General features: G+C 68.5%; 13 protein-coding genes. 7 read left to right on the top strand and 6 right to left on the bottom strand.

Annotated elements, in window-relative coordinates:
- Positions 1–64: 64 nt before the first annotated feature.
- Entirely contained in the window at positions 65–1,459 is a 1,395-nt protein-coding gene (gene lpdA / locus EDF69_RS04445; protein WP_132882351.1) for a dihydrolipoyl dehydrogenase, read from the top strand.
- Positions 1,460–1,800: 341 nt separating this feature from the next.
- On the opposite strand, the gene EDF69_RS04440 is transcribed toward lpdA, so the two are convergent.
- The gene (locus EDF69_RS04440) at positions 1,801–2,445 is read right to left on the bottom strand and encodes a DUF1275 family protein (RefSeq protein ID WP_132882350.1); all 645 of its coding nucleotides are present in this window, start codon (positions 2,443–2,445) and stop codon (positions 1,801–1,803) included.
- 87 nt (positions 2,446–2,532) lie between these two features.
- Here EDF69_RS04440 and EDF69_RS04435 point away from each other — a divergent pair, with 87 nt between their 5' ends.
- Positions 2,533–3,156 (top strand): trimeric intracellular cation channel family protein, encoded by a 624-nt coding sequence (locus tag EDF69_RS04435; protein WP_125961858.1) that lies wholly within the window; start codon positions 2,533–2,535, stop codon positions 3,154–3,156.
- Between the two features lie 69 nt (positions 3,157–3,225).
- Here EDF69_RS04435 and EDF69_RS04430 read toward each other — a convergent pair whose 3' ends face one another.
- Both EDF69_RS04430 and sppA read right to left on the bottom strand, forming a co-directional pair.
- Entirely contained in the window at positions 3,226–3,801 is a 576-nt protein-coding gene (locus EDF69_RS04430) for a GNAT family N-acetyltransferase (RefSeq protein WP_132882349.1), read from the bottom strand.
- Positions 3,798–5,690, bottom strand: a complete 1,893-nt coding sequence (gene sppA, locus EDF69_RS04425; protein ID WP_132882348.1) for a signal peptide peptidase SppA — start codon at positions 5,688–5,690, stop codon at positions 3,798–3,800. The genes EDF69_RS04430 and sppA overlap by 4 nt, the downstream gene beginning before the upstream one ends.
- Positions 5,691–5,946: 256 nt before the next feature.
- On the opposite strand from sppA, the gene groES reads away from it, so the two are divergent.
- From groES to EDF69_RS04410, 3 genes are all read left to right on the top strand, one after another.
- Positions 5,947–6,234 (top strand): co-chaperone GroES, encoded by a 288-nt coding sequence (gene groES, locus EDF69_RS04420; RefSeq protein ID WP_125961798.1) that lies wholly within the window; start codon positions 5,947–5,949, stop codon positions 6,232–6,234.
- Between the two features lie 107 nt (positions 6,235–6,341).
- A complete protein-coding gene (gene groL / locus EDF69_RS04415) occupies positions 6,342–7,979 on the top strand; it encodes a chaperonin GroEL (RefSeq protein ID WP_125961799.1) in 1,638 nt (545 codons plus the stop codon).
- 237 nt (positions 7,980–8,216) lie between these two features.
- Complete coding sequence (locus EDF69_RS04410) at positions 8,217–10,091, top strand: M3 family oligoendopeptidase (protein ID WP_132882347.1); 1,875 nt, start codon at positions 8,217–8,219, stop codon at positions 10,089–10,091.
- Between the two features lie 136 nt (positions 10,092–10,227).
- On the opposite strand, the gene EDF69_RS04405 is transcribed toward EDF69_RS04410, so the two are convergent.
- The 3 genes from EDF69_RS04405 to EDF69_RS04395 form a co-directional block, all read right to left on the bottom strand.
- Positions 10,228–11,337, bottom strand: a complete 1,110-nt coding sequence (locus EDF69_RS04405; protein ID WP_132882346.1) for a lactonase family protein — start codon at positions 11,335–11,337, stop codon at positions 10,228–10,230.
- 90 nt (positions 11,338–11,427) lie between these two features.
- Positions 11,428–11,568 carry a hypothetical protein gene (locus EDF69_RS04400; RefSeq protein WP_165889971.1) on the bottom strand — a complete coding sequence of 47 codons (141 nt, stop codon included), beginning with the start codon at positions 11,566–11,568 and terminating at the stop codon, positions 11,428–11,430.
- Between the two features lie 124 nt (positions 11,569–11,692).
- The gene (locus tag EDF69_RS04395; RefSeq protein WP_132882345.1) at positions 11,693–13,849 is read right to left on the bottom strand and encodes an AsmA family protein; all 2,157 of its coding nucleotides are present in this window, start codon (positions 13,847–13,849) and stop codon (positions 11,693–11,695) included.
- Positions 13,850–14,033: 184 nt separating this feature from the next.
- On the opposite strand from EDF69_RS04395, the gene rpmI reads away from it, so the two are divergent.
- On the top strand, positions 14,034–14,237 hold the full coding sequence (rpmI, locus tag EDF69_RS04390; RefSeq protein WP_125961808.1) for a 50S ribosomal protein L35: 204 nt from the start codon (positions 14,034–14,036) through the stop codon (positions 14,235–14,237).
- A gap of 13 nt (positions 14,238–14,250) precedes the next feature.
- Positions 14,251–14,616 (top strand): 50S ribosomal protein L20, encoded by a 366-nt coding sequence (gene rplT / locus EDF69_RS04385; protein ID WP_125961809.1) that lies wholly within the window; start codon positions 14,251–14,253, stop codon positions 14,614–14,616.
- Positions 14,617–14,638 lie beyond the last annotated feature (22 nt).

The following is a 14,638-nucleotide window of genomic DNA, read 5'->3' as shown; positions in this document are numbered from 1 at the left end:
GACGGCCCCCAGATACGTCTCGAAACTGGGCCCCGGCCGGCGCCGGGGTACAAGGAAGAGAACAATGGCTGAATACGACTTCGACGTTCTCGTGATCGGTGCCGGGCCCGGCGGCTATGTCGCCGCGATCCGCGCGGCACAGCTCGGTCTCAAGACCGCCTGCGCGGAAAGCCGCGAGACGCTGGGCGGCACCTGCCTCAACGTCGGCTGCATCCCTTCCAAGGCGCTCCTGAACGCGTCCGAGAAGTTCGACGAAGCGGTCTCGGGCGTCCTCGCCAAGCATGGCGTGAAGCTCTCGGGCGTCGAGCTCGACCTTTCCGTGATGATGGCCGACAAGGACAAGGCCGTGAGCGGCCTCACCGGCGGCATCGAGTATCTGTTCAAGAAGAACAAGGTCGAGTGGGTGAAGGGCCTCGCCACCTTCCAGGACGCGCACACCGTCCAGGTCGGCGACCGCACCGTCACCGCCAAGAACATCGTCATCGCCACCGGCTCGTCGGTGACCCCGCTGCCGGGCGTCCAGATCGACCAGAAGGTCGTCGTCGACTCGACCGGCGCGCTGACCCTCGAGAAGGTCCCCGAGCACCTCGTCGTGATCGGCGGCGGCGTAATCGGCCTGGAGCTCGGCTCGGTGTGGAAGCGCCTGGGCGCCAAGGTGACCGTGGTCGAATATCTCGACCAGCTGCTGCCGGGCATGGACGGCGAAGTCCGCAAGGAAGCCGCCAAGATCTTCAAGAAGCAGGGCATGGACCTGAAGCTCTCGACCAAGGTCACCGGCGTTGCCGTCGACGGCGGCCGCGCGACCGTGACGGTCGAGCCGGCAGTCGGCGGCGCTGCCGAAACCCTGGAAGCGGACGCCGTGCTCGTCGCGATCGGCCGTCGCCCGAACACGGAAGGGCTTGGCCTCGACAAGATCGGGCTTCAGCTGAACCAGCGCGGCCAGATCGAGACCGACCATGATTTCCGCACCGCCGTCGACGGCGTGTGGGCGATTGGCGACGTGATCCCGGGCCCGATGCTCGCGCACAAGGCCGAGGACGAGGGCGTCGCGGTGGCCGAGAACATCGCCGGCCTTACCGGCATCGTAAACCACGACGTCATCCCCGGCGTCGTCTACACCCACCCGGAGATCGCCGGCGTCGGCCTGACCGAAGAGCAGGCCAAGGAACGCGGCGAGATCAAGGTCGGCAAGTTCCCGATGATGGCCAACAGCCGCGCCAAGGCGATCGACGACACCGCCGGCTTCGTGAAGGTGATCGCGGATGCCAAGAGCGACCGCGTGCTGGGCGTGTGGATCATCACCTCGGTCGCCGGCACCATGATCGCTCAGGCGGCGCAGGCGATGGAGTTCGGCGCCACCAGCGAGGACATCGCCTACACCTGCCACGCGCACCCGACGCACTCGGAAGCGATCAAGGAAGCGGCGATGGCCGTGCAGGGCAAGCCGATCCACATGTGATCGGCCGGCCTCTGGCCTAGCGAAACGGCGTCGGTGGCACCCCACCGGCGCCGTTTTCGAATCCGGCCCTGTGCCGTTGAGCGGGGAGCAGTCCAAGACAACAAGCGCCCCGCCCCCCCGCCCTGGGCTCCTGCCTGCGCAGGAGCACGGCTGGGGGAGACGCCCGCCCGCTTTCTCTCGCGTGCTCCTGCGCAGGCAGGAGCCCAGGGCCACCAGCGCTATCCTGGCGGCCTAAGCATACTTACAGACCACCCGTACCCCGCCCTCCGCCGGGGTACGAAGAAGGAAAACGGCGCCCGGAGCGAACCTGCCCTGTCCCCGCCCGAACAGCCTAATCGCCCTCACTCCCCCGCCGGCATCCGCCCCACCAGCAGCGTCAGCAGCCCCGCCAGCACCGCCGCGATCCACACCGCACCGTCGCCTGCCAGCTGGTACGCCCCCGCGCCGCCCAGCGTGCCGAACAGGAACCCGCCCCAGAACAGCAGGTCGCGCCACCAGCCGGTGCGCGGCCCCACGCCCATCAGGGCGTCCGCCAGCCGCTGGCCGAAGCGCACCAGCGTGCCCGTCATGTAGGTGAGCCCCACCTGCACCTCGCCGTTGCGGCTGAACACGGCATTCTCCGCCCCCATCGCACCCGCCAGCAGCACCAGCGCGAGCTGCCGCGGCCCGAACCCCAGGCACAGCGCCGCCAGCGCCAGCAGCGCCGTCACCAGCAGCATCACCGCCTCGCGCCCCCGCACGCCGCCCGCGCGCGCCACGATCGCACCCCCCATCACGCCGGAGACGAACGCCAGGATCAGCGAGATCGCCGTATGCAGTTCGGCCTGGAGCCCGGATGCGATCGCCACGCCGAGCCGGGTGGTGTTGCCGCTCATGAAGGAGGCGAAGAAGCCCGCAAACGCCGAAAAGGCGATGGCGTCGACGAAGCCGGCCAGCGCCGCGAGCAGCACGGCGACCAGCAGGACGGAGAGCGGAAGACGTTGCATGGCCCCTTTTCCCTCCTTCGTCCGCCATCGCCAACCCCCGGGCTTCCGCAATCTGCGACGAACCGCTAGCGAGCGGAGGTCGTGCCGATGGAAACCCTCTCGCTCGGGCCCGTGCTGCAGGTTCTCAACCTGCTCGGCATCGCGGTCTTCGCCGCCACCGGCGCGCTCGCCGCGGCGCAGCGCGCGCAGACGCTGGTGACCGCCACCTTTTTCGCGCTCATCACCGGCGTCGGCGGCGGGACGATCCGGGATCTGCTGATCGGCGCGCCCGTTTTCTGGGTCCGCGACGCGCAGACCGCGGCGCTGTGCCTGTCGGTGGCGGTGCTGATCTGGATCACCCCGCAACGCTGGTGGCGCCAGCAGGCGCTGGAGTGGCTCGATGCGGCAGGGCTCGCCGCCTATGCGGTCTATGGCGTCGCCAAGGCGCTGGAGTTCGGCGTACCGCCGATCCCGGCCGCGATCATGGGCGTGGTGACGGCTTGCGCAGGCGGCATCCTGCGCGACATGCTGGCAGGCGAGCCGTCGATCCTCATGCGCCCCGAGCTCTACGTCACCGCCGCAGCGCTCGCCTCCGGCCTCTACGTGGTGCTGGTCTCGCTCGGACTGCCGAGCTTCGCCTCGGCGCTCTGCGCCTCCGCCGCCGGCTTCCTGCTTCGCGCCGCCGCCATCCACTGGAAGCTCGGCCTGCCGACCTATCGCGGCCGACACTGACGCCTCCGTGCTCCTGCGAAGGCAGGAGCCCAGGGCCGCGGGCGCGGGCCTCTGCTCCTGGAACGAAGCCTAGCCCCGCACGACGCCGACATCGCGGAACGGCCGCGGCTCGGCGGGCGGCATGCTGGTGTGCGCCAACTCGCACTGCCACAGGCCGATGTCGACCCACTGACCCTGCTTGTAGCCGATCGAGCGGATCACGCCGGCGCGGCGGAACCCCACCGCCTCGTGCAGCGAGATCGACGGCCCGTTCGGCAGCGCGATCACCCCCATCGCCTGGGTGAAGCCCTGCGCACGCAGCGTCACGATCAGCGCCTCGTAGAGCAGCCGCCCCGCGCCCTGCCCGTGCGCGCCACCCGCAAGGTAGATCGTCGTCTCGACCGAGAACCGATAGGCGGCGCGCGACCGGAACGGCCCGGCATAGGCATAGCCCAGGATCTTGCCCGGGCCGGTTTCGCCCAGCGGATCGGTGCCGGCCGCGACCAGCCACGGATAGAAGCCGTCGTGCTCCGCCATCCGCTCGGCGATGGCGGCTGCATCGGGCGGCTGCTCCTCGAAGCTGATCGTGCTGCCGGTCACATAGGCAGCGTAGATCTGCGCGATCGCCTCGGCATCGTCGGAAGTCGCCGCGCGGATTGCGATCACAGGCCGAACCGCGCCAGCATCAGGTCCATCAGCCGCACGTCTTCGCGCGCCGGCACCACCGGCCCCAATCCGGCGCACTCCAGGCAGCGTGCCTGCATCGCGGCGCCACCCTTTACCAGCCGCCGGGCGTCGCCCAGCGCCTGCGCCAGCAGCGCACGCCGCTCGCCCGCCAGACGCGAGACCAGGTCGGTGGAGGCCGATCCGACGCGATCCTCGTCCTCCTCGCCCGCGTTCATCGCCGCCAGGAACTGCTCCAGCGCACCCGGCTCCTTCTCCAGATACTCCGCATGGACCTTGGCCGGGTCGAGCTTGGCGCGGCGCGCGGCTTCGGCCACCGCGTCGGAAAGCGTGCCGAACCGGTCGACCAGCCCCAGCTGTCGCGCGGTGCCGCCGTCCCACACCCGGCCCTGGCCGATCTGGTCGACCCGCTCCGGGCTCATCCGCCGCGCCTGCGACACCAGGCCGATGAACCGGCGATAGCCGTTCTCGATCGTCGCCTGCACCAGCGCGTCGAAGGTGGCGTTGGTGCCGCCCATCACGTTGGGCTGGCCGGTCAGCGGCGTCGTGTGCACGCCGTCCGTCGTCACGCCGATCTTGGCGAGCGTGTTCTCGAACGTCGGGATCAGCCCGAAGATGCCGATCGAGCCGGTGATGGTGTTCGGCTCGGCGAACACCACGTCGCCGGGCGTCGACACCCAGTAGCCGCCGCTGGCGGCCAGGCCGCCCATCGAGACGACCACCGGCAGGCCCTTCTGCTTGGCCTGCAGGATCGCCTGGCGCATCTGCTCGGACGCGAGCGCAGAGCCGCCGGGCGAATCGACGCGCACCACCAGCGCCTTCAGCTCCTTCTCGGCCAGACCCTTGAGCAGCAGCTTCGACACCGTGTCGCCGCCGGCGGTGCCGGAGCCGGAGTCGCCGTCGACGATCTCGCCCGCGATGGTCAGGATGCCGATCGCGTCGCCCGTCTGGGGCAGCGGGTTGGCCGCCACCCAGTTCCGGAGCGGGATCGCCTTGAAGCTTCCGGCGATCTTCTTGTCGCCGATCCCGACGCCCTCCAGCTCGGCCACGCGCTTGCCGAACGCGACGCGGTCGCCCAGGCGGTCGACCAGCCCCGCCGCCAGATTGGCCTTGGCGATGTCGCCGCCGGCCGCGACCACCAGCCGGTCCGGCTGGGTCAGGAAGTCGGCGACCTTCGCCTTGGGACGGGCCTTTGCCACGGCCTCGCGCCACTGTCCGAAGATCGCGCCATAGAGCGCCTGGTTGGCGGCGCGCGCCGGCTCGGACTGGTCGGCGCGGGTATAGGGCTCCACCGCCGACTTGAACTCGCCGACGCGATAGACGTGGGCGTTGATGCCCAGCTTGTCGATCAGCCCCTTGTAATAGAGCTGCGCCCCGCCCGGCCCGGTGAACATCGCGCCGCCCATCGGGTTGACCCAGATCTCGCTGGCGTTCGCTGCCACCAGATAGCTGCTGTCGGTGTAGCCGGTCGCATAGGCGAGCACCGGCTTGCCGCTTGCCCGCACGCGACCGACCGCGGCGGCGACCTCCGCCACCACGGAGGGATAGCCGCCGACGAACCGGTCCAGGTCCAGCACCACCGCCGTCACCCGCTTGTCGTCGCGCGCCTTGTCCAGCGCGTGCACCACGTCGCGCAGCCGGTGTTCGCGCGCCACGCTCGCACCGCTCAGCGTCGCGAACGGGTCCATCTCGCTCGGCTGCTCGACGACGGTGCCGTCCAGCGCCACCAGCAGCGCGCCGGGCTTGATCGCCGGGTTGGGCTTGGCGGCCAGCGCCGCGAACAGCAGGCCGAAGAACAGCAGCATCGCCAGCAGGACGAGCCCGTCCTTGACCGCGACCAGCAACTTCCAGGCACCCCGAACCAGTCTCACGCGCATCTTCCCCTTGTCAGGTCATGGCGGTGCTAAAGCAGCGCCAGAGGCGAGTAAACCGCGCGTCTCCCGAGTTCGGGGGAGGACGAACCTGCCGCTCCGCAGGTGCCGCTCGCGTTTCCACCACGCACTGGCGCGGACCGCATTTTTTCGGGTCGGCGACCCGTTGACGAGGTGCGAGGGCGATCGCATATGCGGGCTGCTGGCACTCGCTGCGGGTGAGTGCCAATCACTGTTCACAGAAAGGAAAGCGCGCATGAACTTTCGTCCGCTGCACGACCGCGTGCTCGTTCGCCGCGTCGAAGCCGAGGAAAAGACCGCCGGCGGGATCATCATCCCCGACACCGCCAAGGAAAAGCCGCAGGAAGGCGAAGTCGTCGCCGCTGGCAACGGCACCAAGGCTGAAGACGGCAAGGTCACCCCGCTCGACGTCAAGGCCGGCGACCGCATCCTCTTCGGCAAGTGGTCGGGCACCGAGGTCAAGGTGAATGGCGAAGACCTGCTGATCATGAAGGAAAGCGACATCCTGGGGATCGTCGGCTGATTTCCTGACCCGGTTCGGTGCTCCTGCTCAGGCAGGAGCCCAGAGCCAAGCATCCAGAATCCTAGGTTCCTGCGTCTGCTGGAGCCTGAGCAAGAGGAATAGCCAACATGGCAGCCAAGGAAGTGAAGTTTTCGCGCGACGCGCGTGAGCGCATCCTCAAGGGCGTCGACATCCTGGCCGACGCGGTCAAGGTGACGCTCGGCCCCAAGGGCCGCAACGTCGTGATCGACAAGTCCTTCGGCGCACCGCGCATCACCAAGGACGGTGTCTCGGTCGCCAAGGAAATCGAACTCAAGGACAAGTTCGAGAACATGGGCGCCCAGATGGTGCGCGAAGTGGCCTCGAAGACCAACGACGTCGCCGGTGATGGCACCACCACCGCGACCGTCCTCGCCCAGGCGATCGTTCGCGAAGGCATGCGCTCGGTCGCAGCCGGCATGAACCCGATGGACCTCAAGCGCGGCATCGATCTCGCCGTCGGCAAGGTCGTCGAGGACGTGAAGGCCCGCTCGAAGCCCGTCGCAGGCACGCAGGAAGTGGCCCAGGTCGGCATCATCTCCGCCAACGGCGACCGTGAAGTCGGCGAAAAGATCGCGGAAGCGATGGAGAAGGTCGGCAAGGAAGGCGTGATCACCGTCGAAGAGGCGAAGGGTCTCGAATTCGAGCTCGACGTCGTCGAAGGCATGCAGTTCGACCGCGGCTATCTGTCGCCCTACTTCATCACCAACCCGGAAAAGATGACGGTCGAGCTCAACGACCCGTACATCCTGATCCACGAGAAGAAGCTCTCGAACCTGCAGGCGATGCTCCCGATCCTGGAAGCCGTCGTTCAGTCGGGTCGTCCGCTCCTGATCATCGCCGAGGACATCGAGGGCGAGGCTCTTGCCACGCTCGTGGTGAACAAGCTGCGCGGCGGCCTGAAGGTCGCAGCGGTCAAGGCTCCGGGCTTCGGCGATCGCCGCAAGGCGATGCTCGAGGACATCGCGATCCTGACCAAGGGCGAAGTCATCTCGGAAGACCTGGGCATCAAGCTCGAGTCCGTCACGCTCGGCATGCTCGGCACCGCCAAGCGCGTCACGATCGACAAGGACAACACCACCATCGTCGACGGTGCGGGTGAAGCCGACGCGATCAAGGGCCGCACCGACGCGATCCGCCAGCAGATCGAAGTCACCACCAGCGACTATGACCGTGAGAAGCTCCAGGAGCGTCTCGCCAAGCTCGCCGGCGGCGTGGCCGTGATCAAGGTCGGCGGTGCGACCGAGGTCGAGGTGAAGGAGCGCAAGGACCGCGTCGACGACGCGCTGCACGCGACCCGCGCAGCCGTCGAAGAGGGCATCGTCCCGGGCGGCGGTACGGCGCTGCTGTACGCAACCAAGGCACTCGCCGGCCTGACCGGTGCGAACGAGGACCAGACCCGCGGCATCGACATCGTTCGCCGCTCGCTGACCGCGCTCGTCCGTCAGATCGCGCAGAACGCCGGCCACGACGGTGCGGTCGTCTCGGGCAAGCTGCTCGACCAGGACGACACCTCGTTCGGCTTCAACGCGTCGACCGACACCTATGAGAACCTGGTTGCGGCCGGCGTGATCGACCCGACCAAGGTCGTCCGCACCGCGCTCCAGAACGCGGCGTCGGTCGCGGGTCTGCTCATCACCACGGAAGCAACCGTGGCAGAGCTGCCCGAGGACAAGCCCGCAATGCCGGCAATGCCCGGCGGCGGCATGGGCGGCATGGACTTCTGATCCGGCTGCGGCCCGGGTCAGCCTGTGCTGGCCCGGGACCCGCACCGGATCGGCCGGCGGACTTCGGCCCGCCGAAGTCCGTCCGACGCCAGCACCGGCTTTGCCGGTGCCGTCCCAAAGAAAGGGCCGGAGGGGAAACCTTCCGGCCCTTTTCTTTTCGCCCTCTTTCCTTCCGCCCCGCGAATCCCGATGATCGGAGCCAGGCGTCGTCCGACGCAGCCATCCACGGGAACCCGCATGACCGATCTCAGCCGCCGCGAAGCCCTCGCCACCTCTGCGCTTGCCGGGCTCGCCGCCGCCACCCCCGCCTGGGCTCAGCAGCCCGCCGCCCCCGCGCCCGGCAGCACCACCGCCGCCTGGGACCTGACCGAGCTCTACCCGACCGATGCCGCCTGGGACGCCGCCCGCGTGAAGGCGCTCGCCGATGCCAAGGCGCTTGCCCAATGGAAGGGCCGGCTCGGCGAAAGCGCCGACGTGCTCGCCCAAGCCCTCTCGGCCCAGTCCGACGTCGGCCGCACCGTGTCGCGCATCTACACCTACATCAGCCTCAAGGCCGACGAGGACGTACGCGTCGCCGCCAACCAGGAACGCCGCGCCCAGGCGACCGACCTGTGGATGGCGCTCGGCGAGGCGACCGCCTGGACCAGCCCGGAGCTGATCGCGCTCGGCCGCCCGAAGATCGAGGCGTTCACCGCCCAGAACGCGACGCTGCGCACCCGCTTCGGCATGGTGCTGAAAAACGTCCTGCGTCAGGCCGAGCACACGCTCAGCCCCGAGGGCGAGGCACTGCTCGCCAGCGCCGGTGCCGCGCTGTCGGGCCCGGGCGAGACCGCCGAGCAGCTGCGCTCTTCCGACATGCCGCGCCCGACCGTCCAGCTTTCGACCGGCAAGTCGGTGCGGCTCGACGACCAGGGCTATTCGCTCAACCGCGACGCGCCCAACCGCGCCGATCGCAAGCAGGTGTTCGACGCCTTCTGGAAGAGCTACGGCGCGTTCGAAAGCTCGCTCGGCTCGGCCTATGTCGCCAAGATCAAGGGCGACATCTTCAACGCCCGCGCGCGCAAATATCCGAGCTCGCTGGCAGCCGCGGTGTCGGGCGGCAACATCCCCGAGGGCGTCTATCGCACGCTGGTGCAGGAGACCAACGCCGGCCTGCCGCAGCTCCACCGCTACTTCGAGCTACGCCGTCGCATGCTCAAGCTTCCGGACATGGCGTACTACGACATCTACCCGCCGCTGGTGTCGCTCGACCGCCGCTTCACCCTGTCGGACATGCGCACGCTGACGCTGGAGGCGACCAAGCCGCTAGGGCCCGAGTACGCCAAGCTGATCGCGCAGGGTACCGCCGCCCGCTGGATGGATCCCTTCCCCCGCACCGGCAAGCGCTCGGGCGCCTATATGAACCCCGGCGCCTATGACGTGCACCCCTATCTGCTGCTCAACCTCGGCGAGAACTACGAGGGGCTGTCGACCTATGCGCACGAATGGGGCCATGCGATCCACTCGCTGCTCTCCAACCGCGCCCAGCCCTATGACATGGCCGACTATCCGATCTTCCTCGCGGAAATCGCCTCGACCGCGAACGAGGCGTTGTTGGTCGACATGATGCTCAAGCGCGCCAAGACCCGCGAGGAGAAGCTCTTCTACCTCGGCCAGCGCATGGAGAGCATCCGCGGCACCTTCTTCCGCCAGGCGATGTTCGCCGAGTTCGAGCTGGAGGCGCACGAGCTGGCCGAAAAGGGCGAGGGTGTCTCCGGCGCGCGCTTCACCGCGCTCTACCTCGACCTGCTCAAGCGCTACCACGGCCCCAAGGTCGCGATCGATCCGGCCTATGCGATCGAGTGGGCGTACATCCCCCACTTCTACTCCAACTTCTACGTCTACCAGTACGCTACCTCGATCACCGCGGCCGAGTATTTCGCCCGCTCGGTGCTCACCGGCAGCGCGGCGGAGCGCGATCGTTACCTGACGGTGCTGAAGGCAGGCGGATCGGACTATCCGATCGATATCCTCAAGCGCGCCGGCCTCGATATGACGAGCCCGGAGCCGTACCGCCAGCTCGTCCAGAGCTTCAAGGAAACGCTCGACCAGGCCGAGGCTCTGCTGGGCTGAGGCTAGAGGGGAGGCGGCGACGCCTCCCCTGCCCGCTTTGGCGCGGCCTCGACGCCAGACCCAACCAGTACCCCGGCGAAGGCCGGGGCCCAGTTGCGAGAAGCTCCGATCGGGTCCTCGCTATCGCTTCGCGGTTTCAGACCGTCAGATACGCAACACCCGGCACCGGAACGCCCTGGGATGCCGCCGCCCGCAACCTCCCGTCGCTCCCGACCCGCAGGCTCGCCACCGTGCCGGAACGCTGGTTCGCCACCAGCATCTCGCCCCGCTCTTCCAGCAGCAGGAACATCCGCGGCCAGTCCCCGCCGCACCCGACATGCTGGAGCAGCGACAGCCCGCCGTCCCGGGCGACGGCGAACACCGCGATGCTGTTGTGCCCGCGATTGGAGACATAGAGCCGGTCGCCCTTGCGATTGAGGGCGATGTGCCCCGCCGCCGAAGACCCGGCGAACCCCGCCGGCAGCGTCGACACCACGCCCCGCCGACGAAAGCTCCCGTCCCCCTCCGCACCGAGGATGGTCACCGTGTTGGCGAGCTCCGCCACCAGATACGCGACCGGCAGCCGCGGATGCCGCGCCAGGTGGCGGGGCCCCGATCCCGGTTCGGCACGATAGGCGACCGTCGTCTTCGCCAGCGCGCCCGATCGCGGATCGAGGTGGTGGGCAAAGATCGCGTCGGCGCCCAGGTCCACCGAATGCAGCAGCGGCGCTCCCGGCGCAAAGCCGACCCAGTGCGCATGGGCCCCCGCCTGCCGCTCCCGGTCCGGGCCGCTGCCCGCATGGACGATGCGCGCCGCCTCGTCTATCGGCAGCCCGGTCGCGGGGTCGAGCTTCCAGACGGCCACGCTCCCGCTCGAATAATTCGCCACCGCCAGCGCACGACCGTCCGGGCTCAGCGCGAGATGGCAAGGATCGGCGCCCAGCGTCGACACCCGCGCCAGCCGCCGGAAGTCGCGCCCATAGATGCCGAGCGCACCCTCCGCCTGCTCATCCACCAGATAACGCAGGCCGTGGGCCTCGCTCCGTACGCCGAACGAGGCATTGGCGATTTCCGGCAGCGCCCGGCCCGCCGTCCAGCCGCCGTTCGACGGCTCCAGCGGCACAAGCCCGGCGCCGCCCTCCTGCACATAGGTGCCGGCAAGCACCCTGCGGCTTTGCTGCGCCAGAAGCCGGGTCGGAAACGCCGCAGCAGCGGCAGCGGCGGCGACGAGCGTCCGTCGCGACAGGGAAAGCGTGGAGGAAGCCATGCCCGCTTGATGGCGCAGGTTCATGCGCAAGGTCAAAGCCCCTGCACCGCCTCGATCCGAAATTGCTGTCCGCTGACGCCTCTTGCCGGCTTAGCGGGCGCCTGCCCCGGCCGCCTGCTCCCGTGTGGCGATGTTCCTGCCGATGCCGTACCCCGACGCGAACAGGAACGCGACCAGCCCGACGATCAGGAAGCCCAGCAGCACCGCCTGCGCCGGTTGCGGCTTTTTCATGAGAACCGCGCCTTTCGATGTCACGCTCGAGAAACGTCCTCGAAGAGGATCCGATCTCTTCGCATGTTCTCGTGGCAGTGAAGCCCAACTGTCAAGCGGCGGAGAAGAGTAGCCCCGGCCAGCCTCAGAAGATCCCCAGGAACTTCTTGCGCTGCTTCTTCTTCTCCTCGCCCGAGGCCTTGCCGTCCTCGTCCTTCGACGTGGTGCCCGCGCCGACGTCGTCGCGCGGCTTGCCCTTGGTGGTACGCTGCGCCTTGGCAGTGGCGCCGGCGAGGATGGGCCCGCACGCGGCGGACTTGGCATCGCCCACGTCGACAAAGGCGAGCAGCCCGCCGATCGGGGTCGCCACCGCCGCCAGCCCCAGGCCGATGCCCGCGCGCCCGACCAGCTCCGGGCTGATCACGTCGAAGCCCGGCTCCGCGAAATAGCCGTTGATCCCGACCGGCGACTGGCCCGCGAACAGCGAGAACTTCTTGGAGTCCGCCCGGAACGCCAGGTCGATCGCCTCGGTTTTGAAGCTGAAGCCACCGCGGCCGAGCATGACGTTCTTCTGCGTGTCGATCAGGATTGGGTCGGCCGCCGCCACGCCGTTGCGCACCGTGAAGCCGATCAGCCCGCAGTTGATCTGCACCGGCTCCTTCAGTTTGTCCTCGAACATCTTCTGGATGAACGTGCCGACGTCGATTTCCGACAGCTGGATGTTGCGCGTCCAGAAGCTGCCCTTGGGCATGATGAAGGCGATGCGCCCGTTGGAGCTCGCCAGCGAGTCGTGCACGCTGTTGCCGCTGCCCGTCATCTTCACGCGCGCCGAAATCGTGCCGCTGGTGCCCGCCTCCGCCACGCCGAAGCCCGCGAGCAGCCTGCCCATCGGCGTCGGCGTCAGGCGGATGTCATAGTCGGTGAAGACCGGCGCCCGGCGCGCGTTGATGCTGATGTCCGACAGCACCGTGCCGCGCGCCATGGTGAAGTTGAGCGGCGAGAGCTTGAGCAGCCGGTCGTCGAGCGACAGCCCCAGCTTGATGTTGGAGATCGGCACGTTCTCCGACCGCACCTGCCGCACCGTCCAGTTGACCTTGGCGTCGAAGTTCTTGAGCGCGTCGACGTTGAGCGGCGTGTCCGGCAGCAGCCGAGGCGTGCCGCCGACCCGCGTCACTGTGCCCGCCTTGCCCTGCTTGTCCAGCCGGTCGGGATTGTAGCCGATGAAGGGCGCGACATCGATCATGTCCAGCCGGCGGGTGGCGAGGTCGGCGGTCAAATACATGCGCGGCTCGCGCTGGAACACGCTGAACGCGCCGCTCAGATCACTGTCGCCGAACGTGCCGCGCAGCCCCGTGAAGCGCCACTCCTCGCCTCGCTTGGTGAGCGCGGAGGCGAGATGGTAGCGCCGCGTGTCGGGCACGGTCAGCCCGAACACCTCGAACAGGTTCGCCAGGTTGCGGCCGCGCAGGTCGACCTTCAGGTCCGATCCCTCGATCACGGTCGGCTCGGGCAGCGTACCGGTGACGGTGCCCACCGCATCGACCGCCCGCACGGTCAGCGCCAGCTGCGTCTGCCCACCCGCCAGCGCCGCATTCGGCGACAGAAGCGCGCCGGTCAGCGTGAACGGAATGCCGCGCGCACGCCCATCGCCGTCGAACCGCACGGCGTTCGCGACCTTGCTGTCGCGCGCCTCCACCGTGCGGAAGCGAACGTTGGCGAGGATCCGCATCGACGGATCGCTGTAGCGCAGTCCCGAGTTGCTCACCGCCGCCTGGCGGATCACCGGCATGTCGAACGGCTCGCCCTTGGCGTTGGGGTCGCCGAAGGTCCAGGTGTTGCGGCGGTGGTCGGCGTCCCAGGCGAGATCGACGCGCGCGCCGTCCAGCCCCAGCCAGTTGATCCGCCTCTGCCCAAACAGGAAGGTGAAGGTCGCGATCTGCGCGTCGAACTTGCGCGCCTCCAGGAAATTGCCGCCGCCCGCCCAGGCGGGATTGGAGACGGTCAGCCCCTCCGCCAGGAACTTCAGGTTGATCGGATTGAAATAGAACTGGAAATCGCCCGCTACCCGTACCTGCCGCTCGGCCGAGCTCGACGCGATCTTCTCGAAGGTCCCCTTCAGGAAGCGTCCCTTGGTGATGAACAGGATCGCCCACACCAGGAACAAGGCGATGAAGATGCCGAGCACCACCCGCAGCAGGATGGTGAGCCAGCGCGGCCGCCCGCGTCGCGGCGGCGCCGCCGGAGTTCCGGCGGGCGGGGGCGGCGCTTGGTCCGCGACGGGGGGCAGTTCGCGATCAGCCATGCGGCCAAAAACTCGCCGCCGGCGTAACGAGTTCCCGCGCACCCTCCGCTGCGGTTGCGCATGCACCACCATTGCGCTAAGCGCGCCGTCTTTCCACGACTCTTCGAGCCCGTCTCGAGGGATCGCCCGGCCAAAAGGGCTGCCGCGGCGATTCTGTTGGGTCGTGTCAAACAAGGAGAAAAAAATGCCCAAGCTCAAGACCAAGAGCGGCGTGAAGAAGCGCTTCAAGTTTACCGCCACCGGCAAGGTGAAGCACGGCGTCGCCGGCAAGCGCCACCGCCTGATCAGCCACAATGCCAAGTACATCCGCCAGAACCGCGGCACCTCGGTGCTCGCCGACGCCGACGTCGCACACGTCAAGGCGTGGGCGCCCTACGGTCTGCGCTAAGGAGGTCTGACACATGGCACGTATCAAGCGCGGCACCACGACCCGCACCAAGCACAAGCGTATTCTGGATCAGGCGAAGGGCTATTATGGCCGTCGCAAGAACACGATCCGCATCGCACGTCAGGCCGTCGAAAAGGCCGGTCAGTACGCCTACCGCGACCGCAAGGTTAAGAAGCGGACGTTCCGCGGCCTCTGGATCCAGCGCATCAACGCCGGCGTCCGGGCCGAGGGCCTGACCTATTCGCAGTTCATGCACGGCCTGAAGCTCGCCGGCATCCAGCTGGACCGCAAGGTCCTGGCGGATATCGCGATGCACGAAGGTGAGGCATTTACCGCCATCGTCGCTCAGGCGAAGGCGGCGCTGCCCCAGGCCGCCTAAGCGACCTGCAGCACGCACGAAC

Source organism: Sphingomonas sp. JUb134, assembly GCF_004341505.2.
Classification (GTDB): domain Bacteria; phylum Pseudomonadota; class Alphaproteobacteria; order Sphingomonadales; family Sphingomonadaceae; genus Sphingomonas.
This window is presented reverse-complemented; position numbering and strand designations above follow the sequence as displayed.

Bases quoted from the DNA above. Each gene is read 5' to 3' on its own strand.
- lpdA (WP_132882351.1), top strand. From the start codon at position 65: ATGGCTGAATACGACTTCGACGTTCTCGTGATCGGTGCCGGGCCCGGC.
- EDF69_RS04440 (WP_132882350.1), bottom strand. From the start codon at position 2,445: ATGCAACGTCTTCCGCTCTCCGTCCTGCTGGTCGCCGTGCTGCTCGCG.
- EDF69_RS04435 (WP_125961858.1), top strand. From the start codon at position 2,533: ATGGAAACCCTCTCGCTCGGGCCCGTGCTGCAGGTTCTCAACCTGCTC.
- groES (WP_125961798.1), top strand. From the start codon at position 5,947: ATGAACTTTCGTCCGCTGCACGACCGCGTGCTCGTTCGCCGCGTCGAA.
- groL (WP_125961799.1), top strand. From the start codon at position 6,342: ATGGCAGCCAAGGAAGTGAAGTTTTCGCGCGACGCGCGTGAGCGCATC.
- EDF69_RS04410 (WP_132882347.1), top strand. From the start codon at position 8,217: ATGACCGATCTCAGCCGCCGCGAAGCCCTCGCCACCTCTGCGCTTGCC.
- EDF69_RS04405 (WP_132882346.1), bottom strand. From the start codon at position 11,337: ATGGCTTCCTCCACGCTTTCCCTGTCGCGACGGACGCTCGTCGCCGCC.
- EDF69_RS04400 (WP_165889971.1), bottom strand. From the start codon at position 11,568: ATGAAAAAGCCGCAACCGGCGCAGGCGGTGCTGCTGGGCTTCCTGATC.
- EDF69_RS04395 (WP_132882345.1), bottom strand. From the start codon at position 13,849: ATGGCTGATCGCGAACTGCCCCCCGTCGCGGACCAAGCGCCGCCCCCG.
- rpmI (WP_125961808.1), top strand. From the start codon at position 14,034: ATGCCCAAGCTCAAGACCAAGAGCGGCGTGAAGAAGCGCTTCAAGTTT.
- rplT (WP_125961809.1), top strand. From the start codon at position 14,251: ATGGCACGTATCAAGCGCGGCACCACGACCCGCACCAAGCACAAGCGT.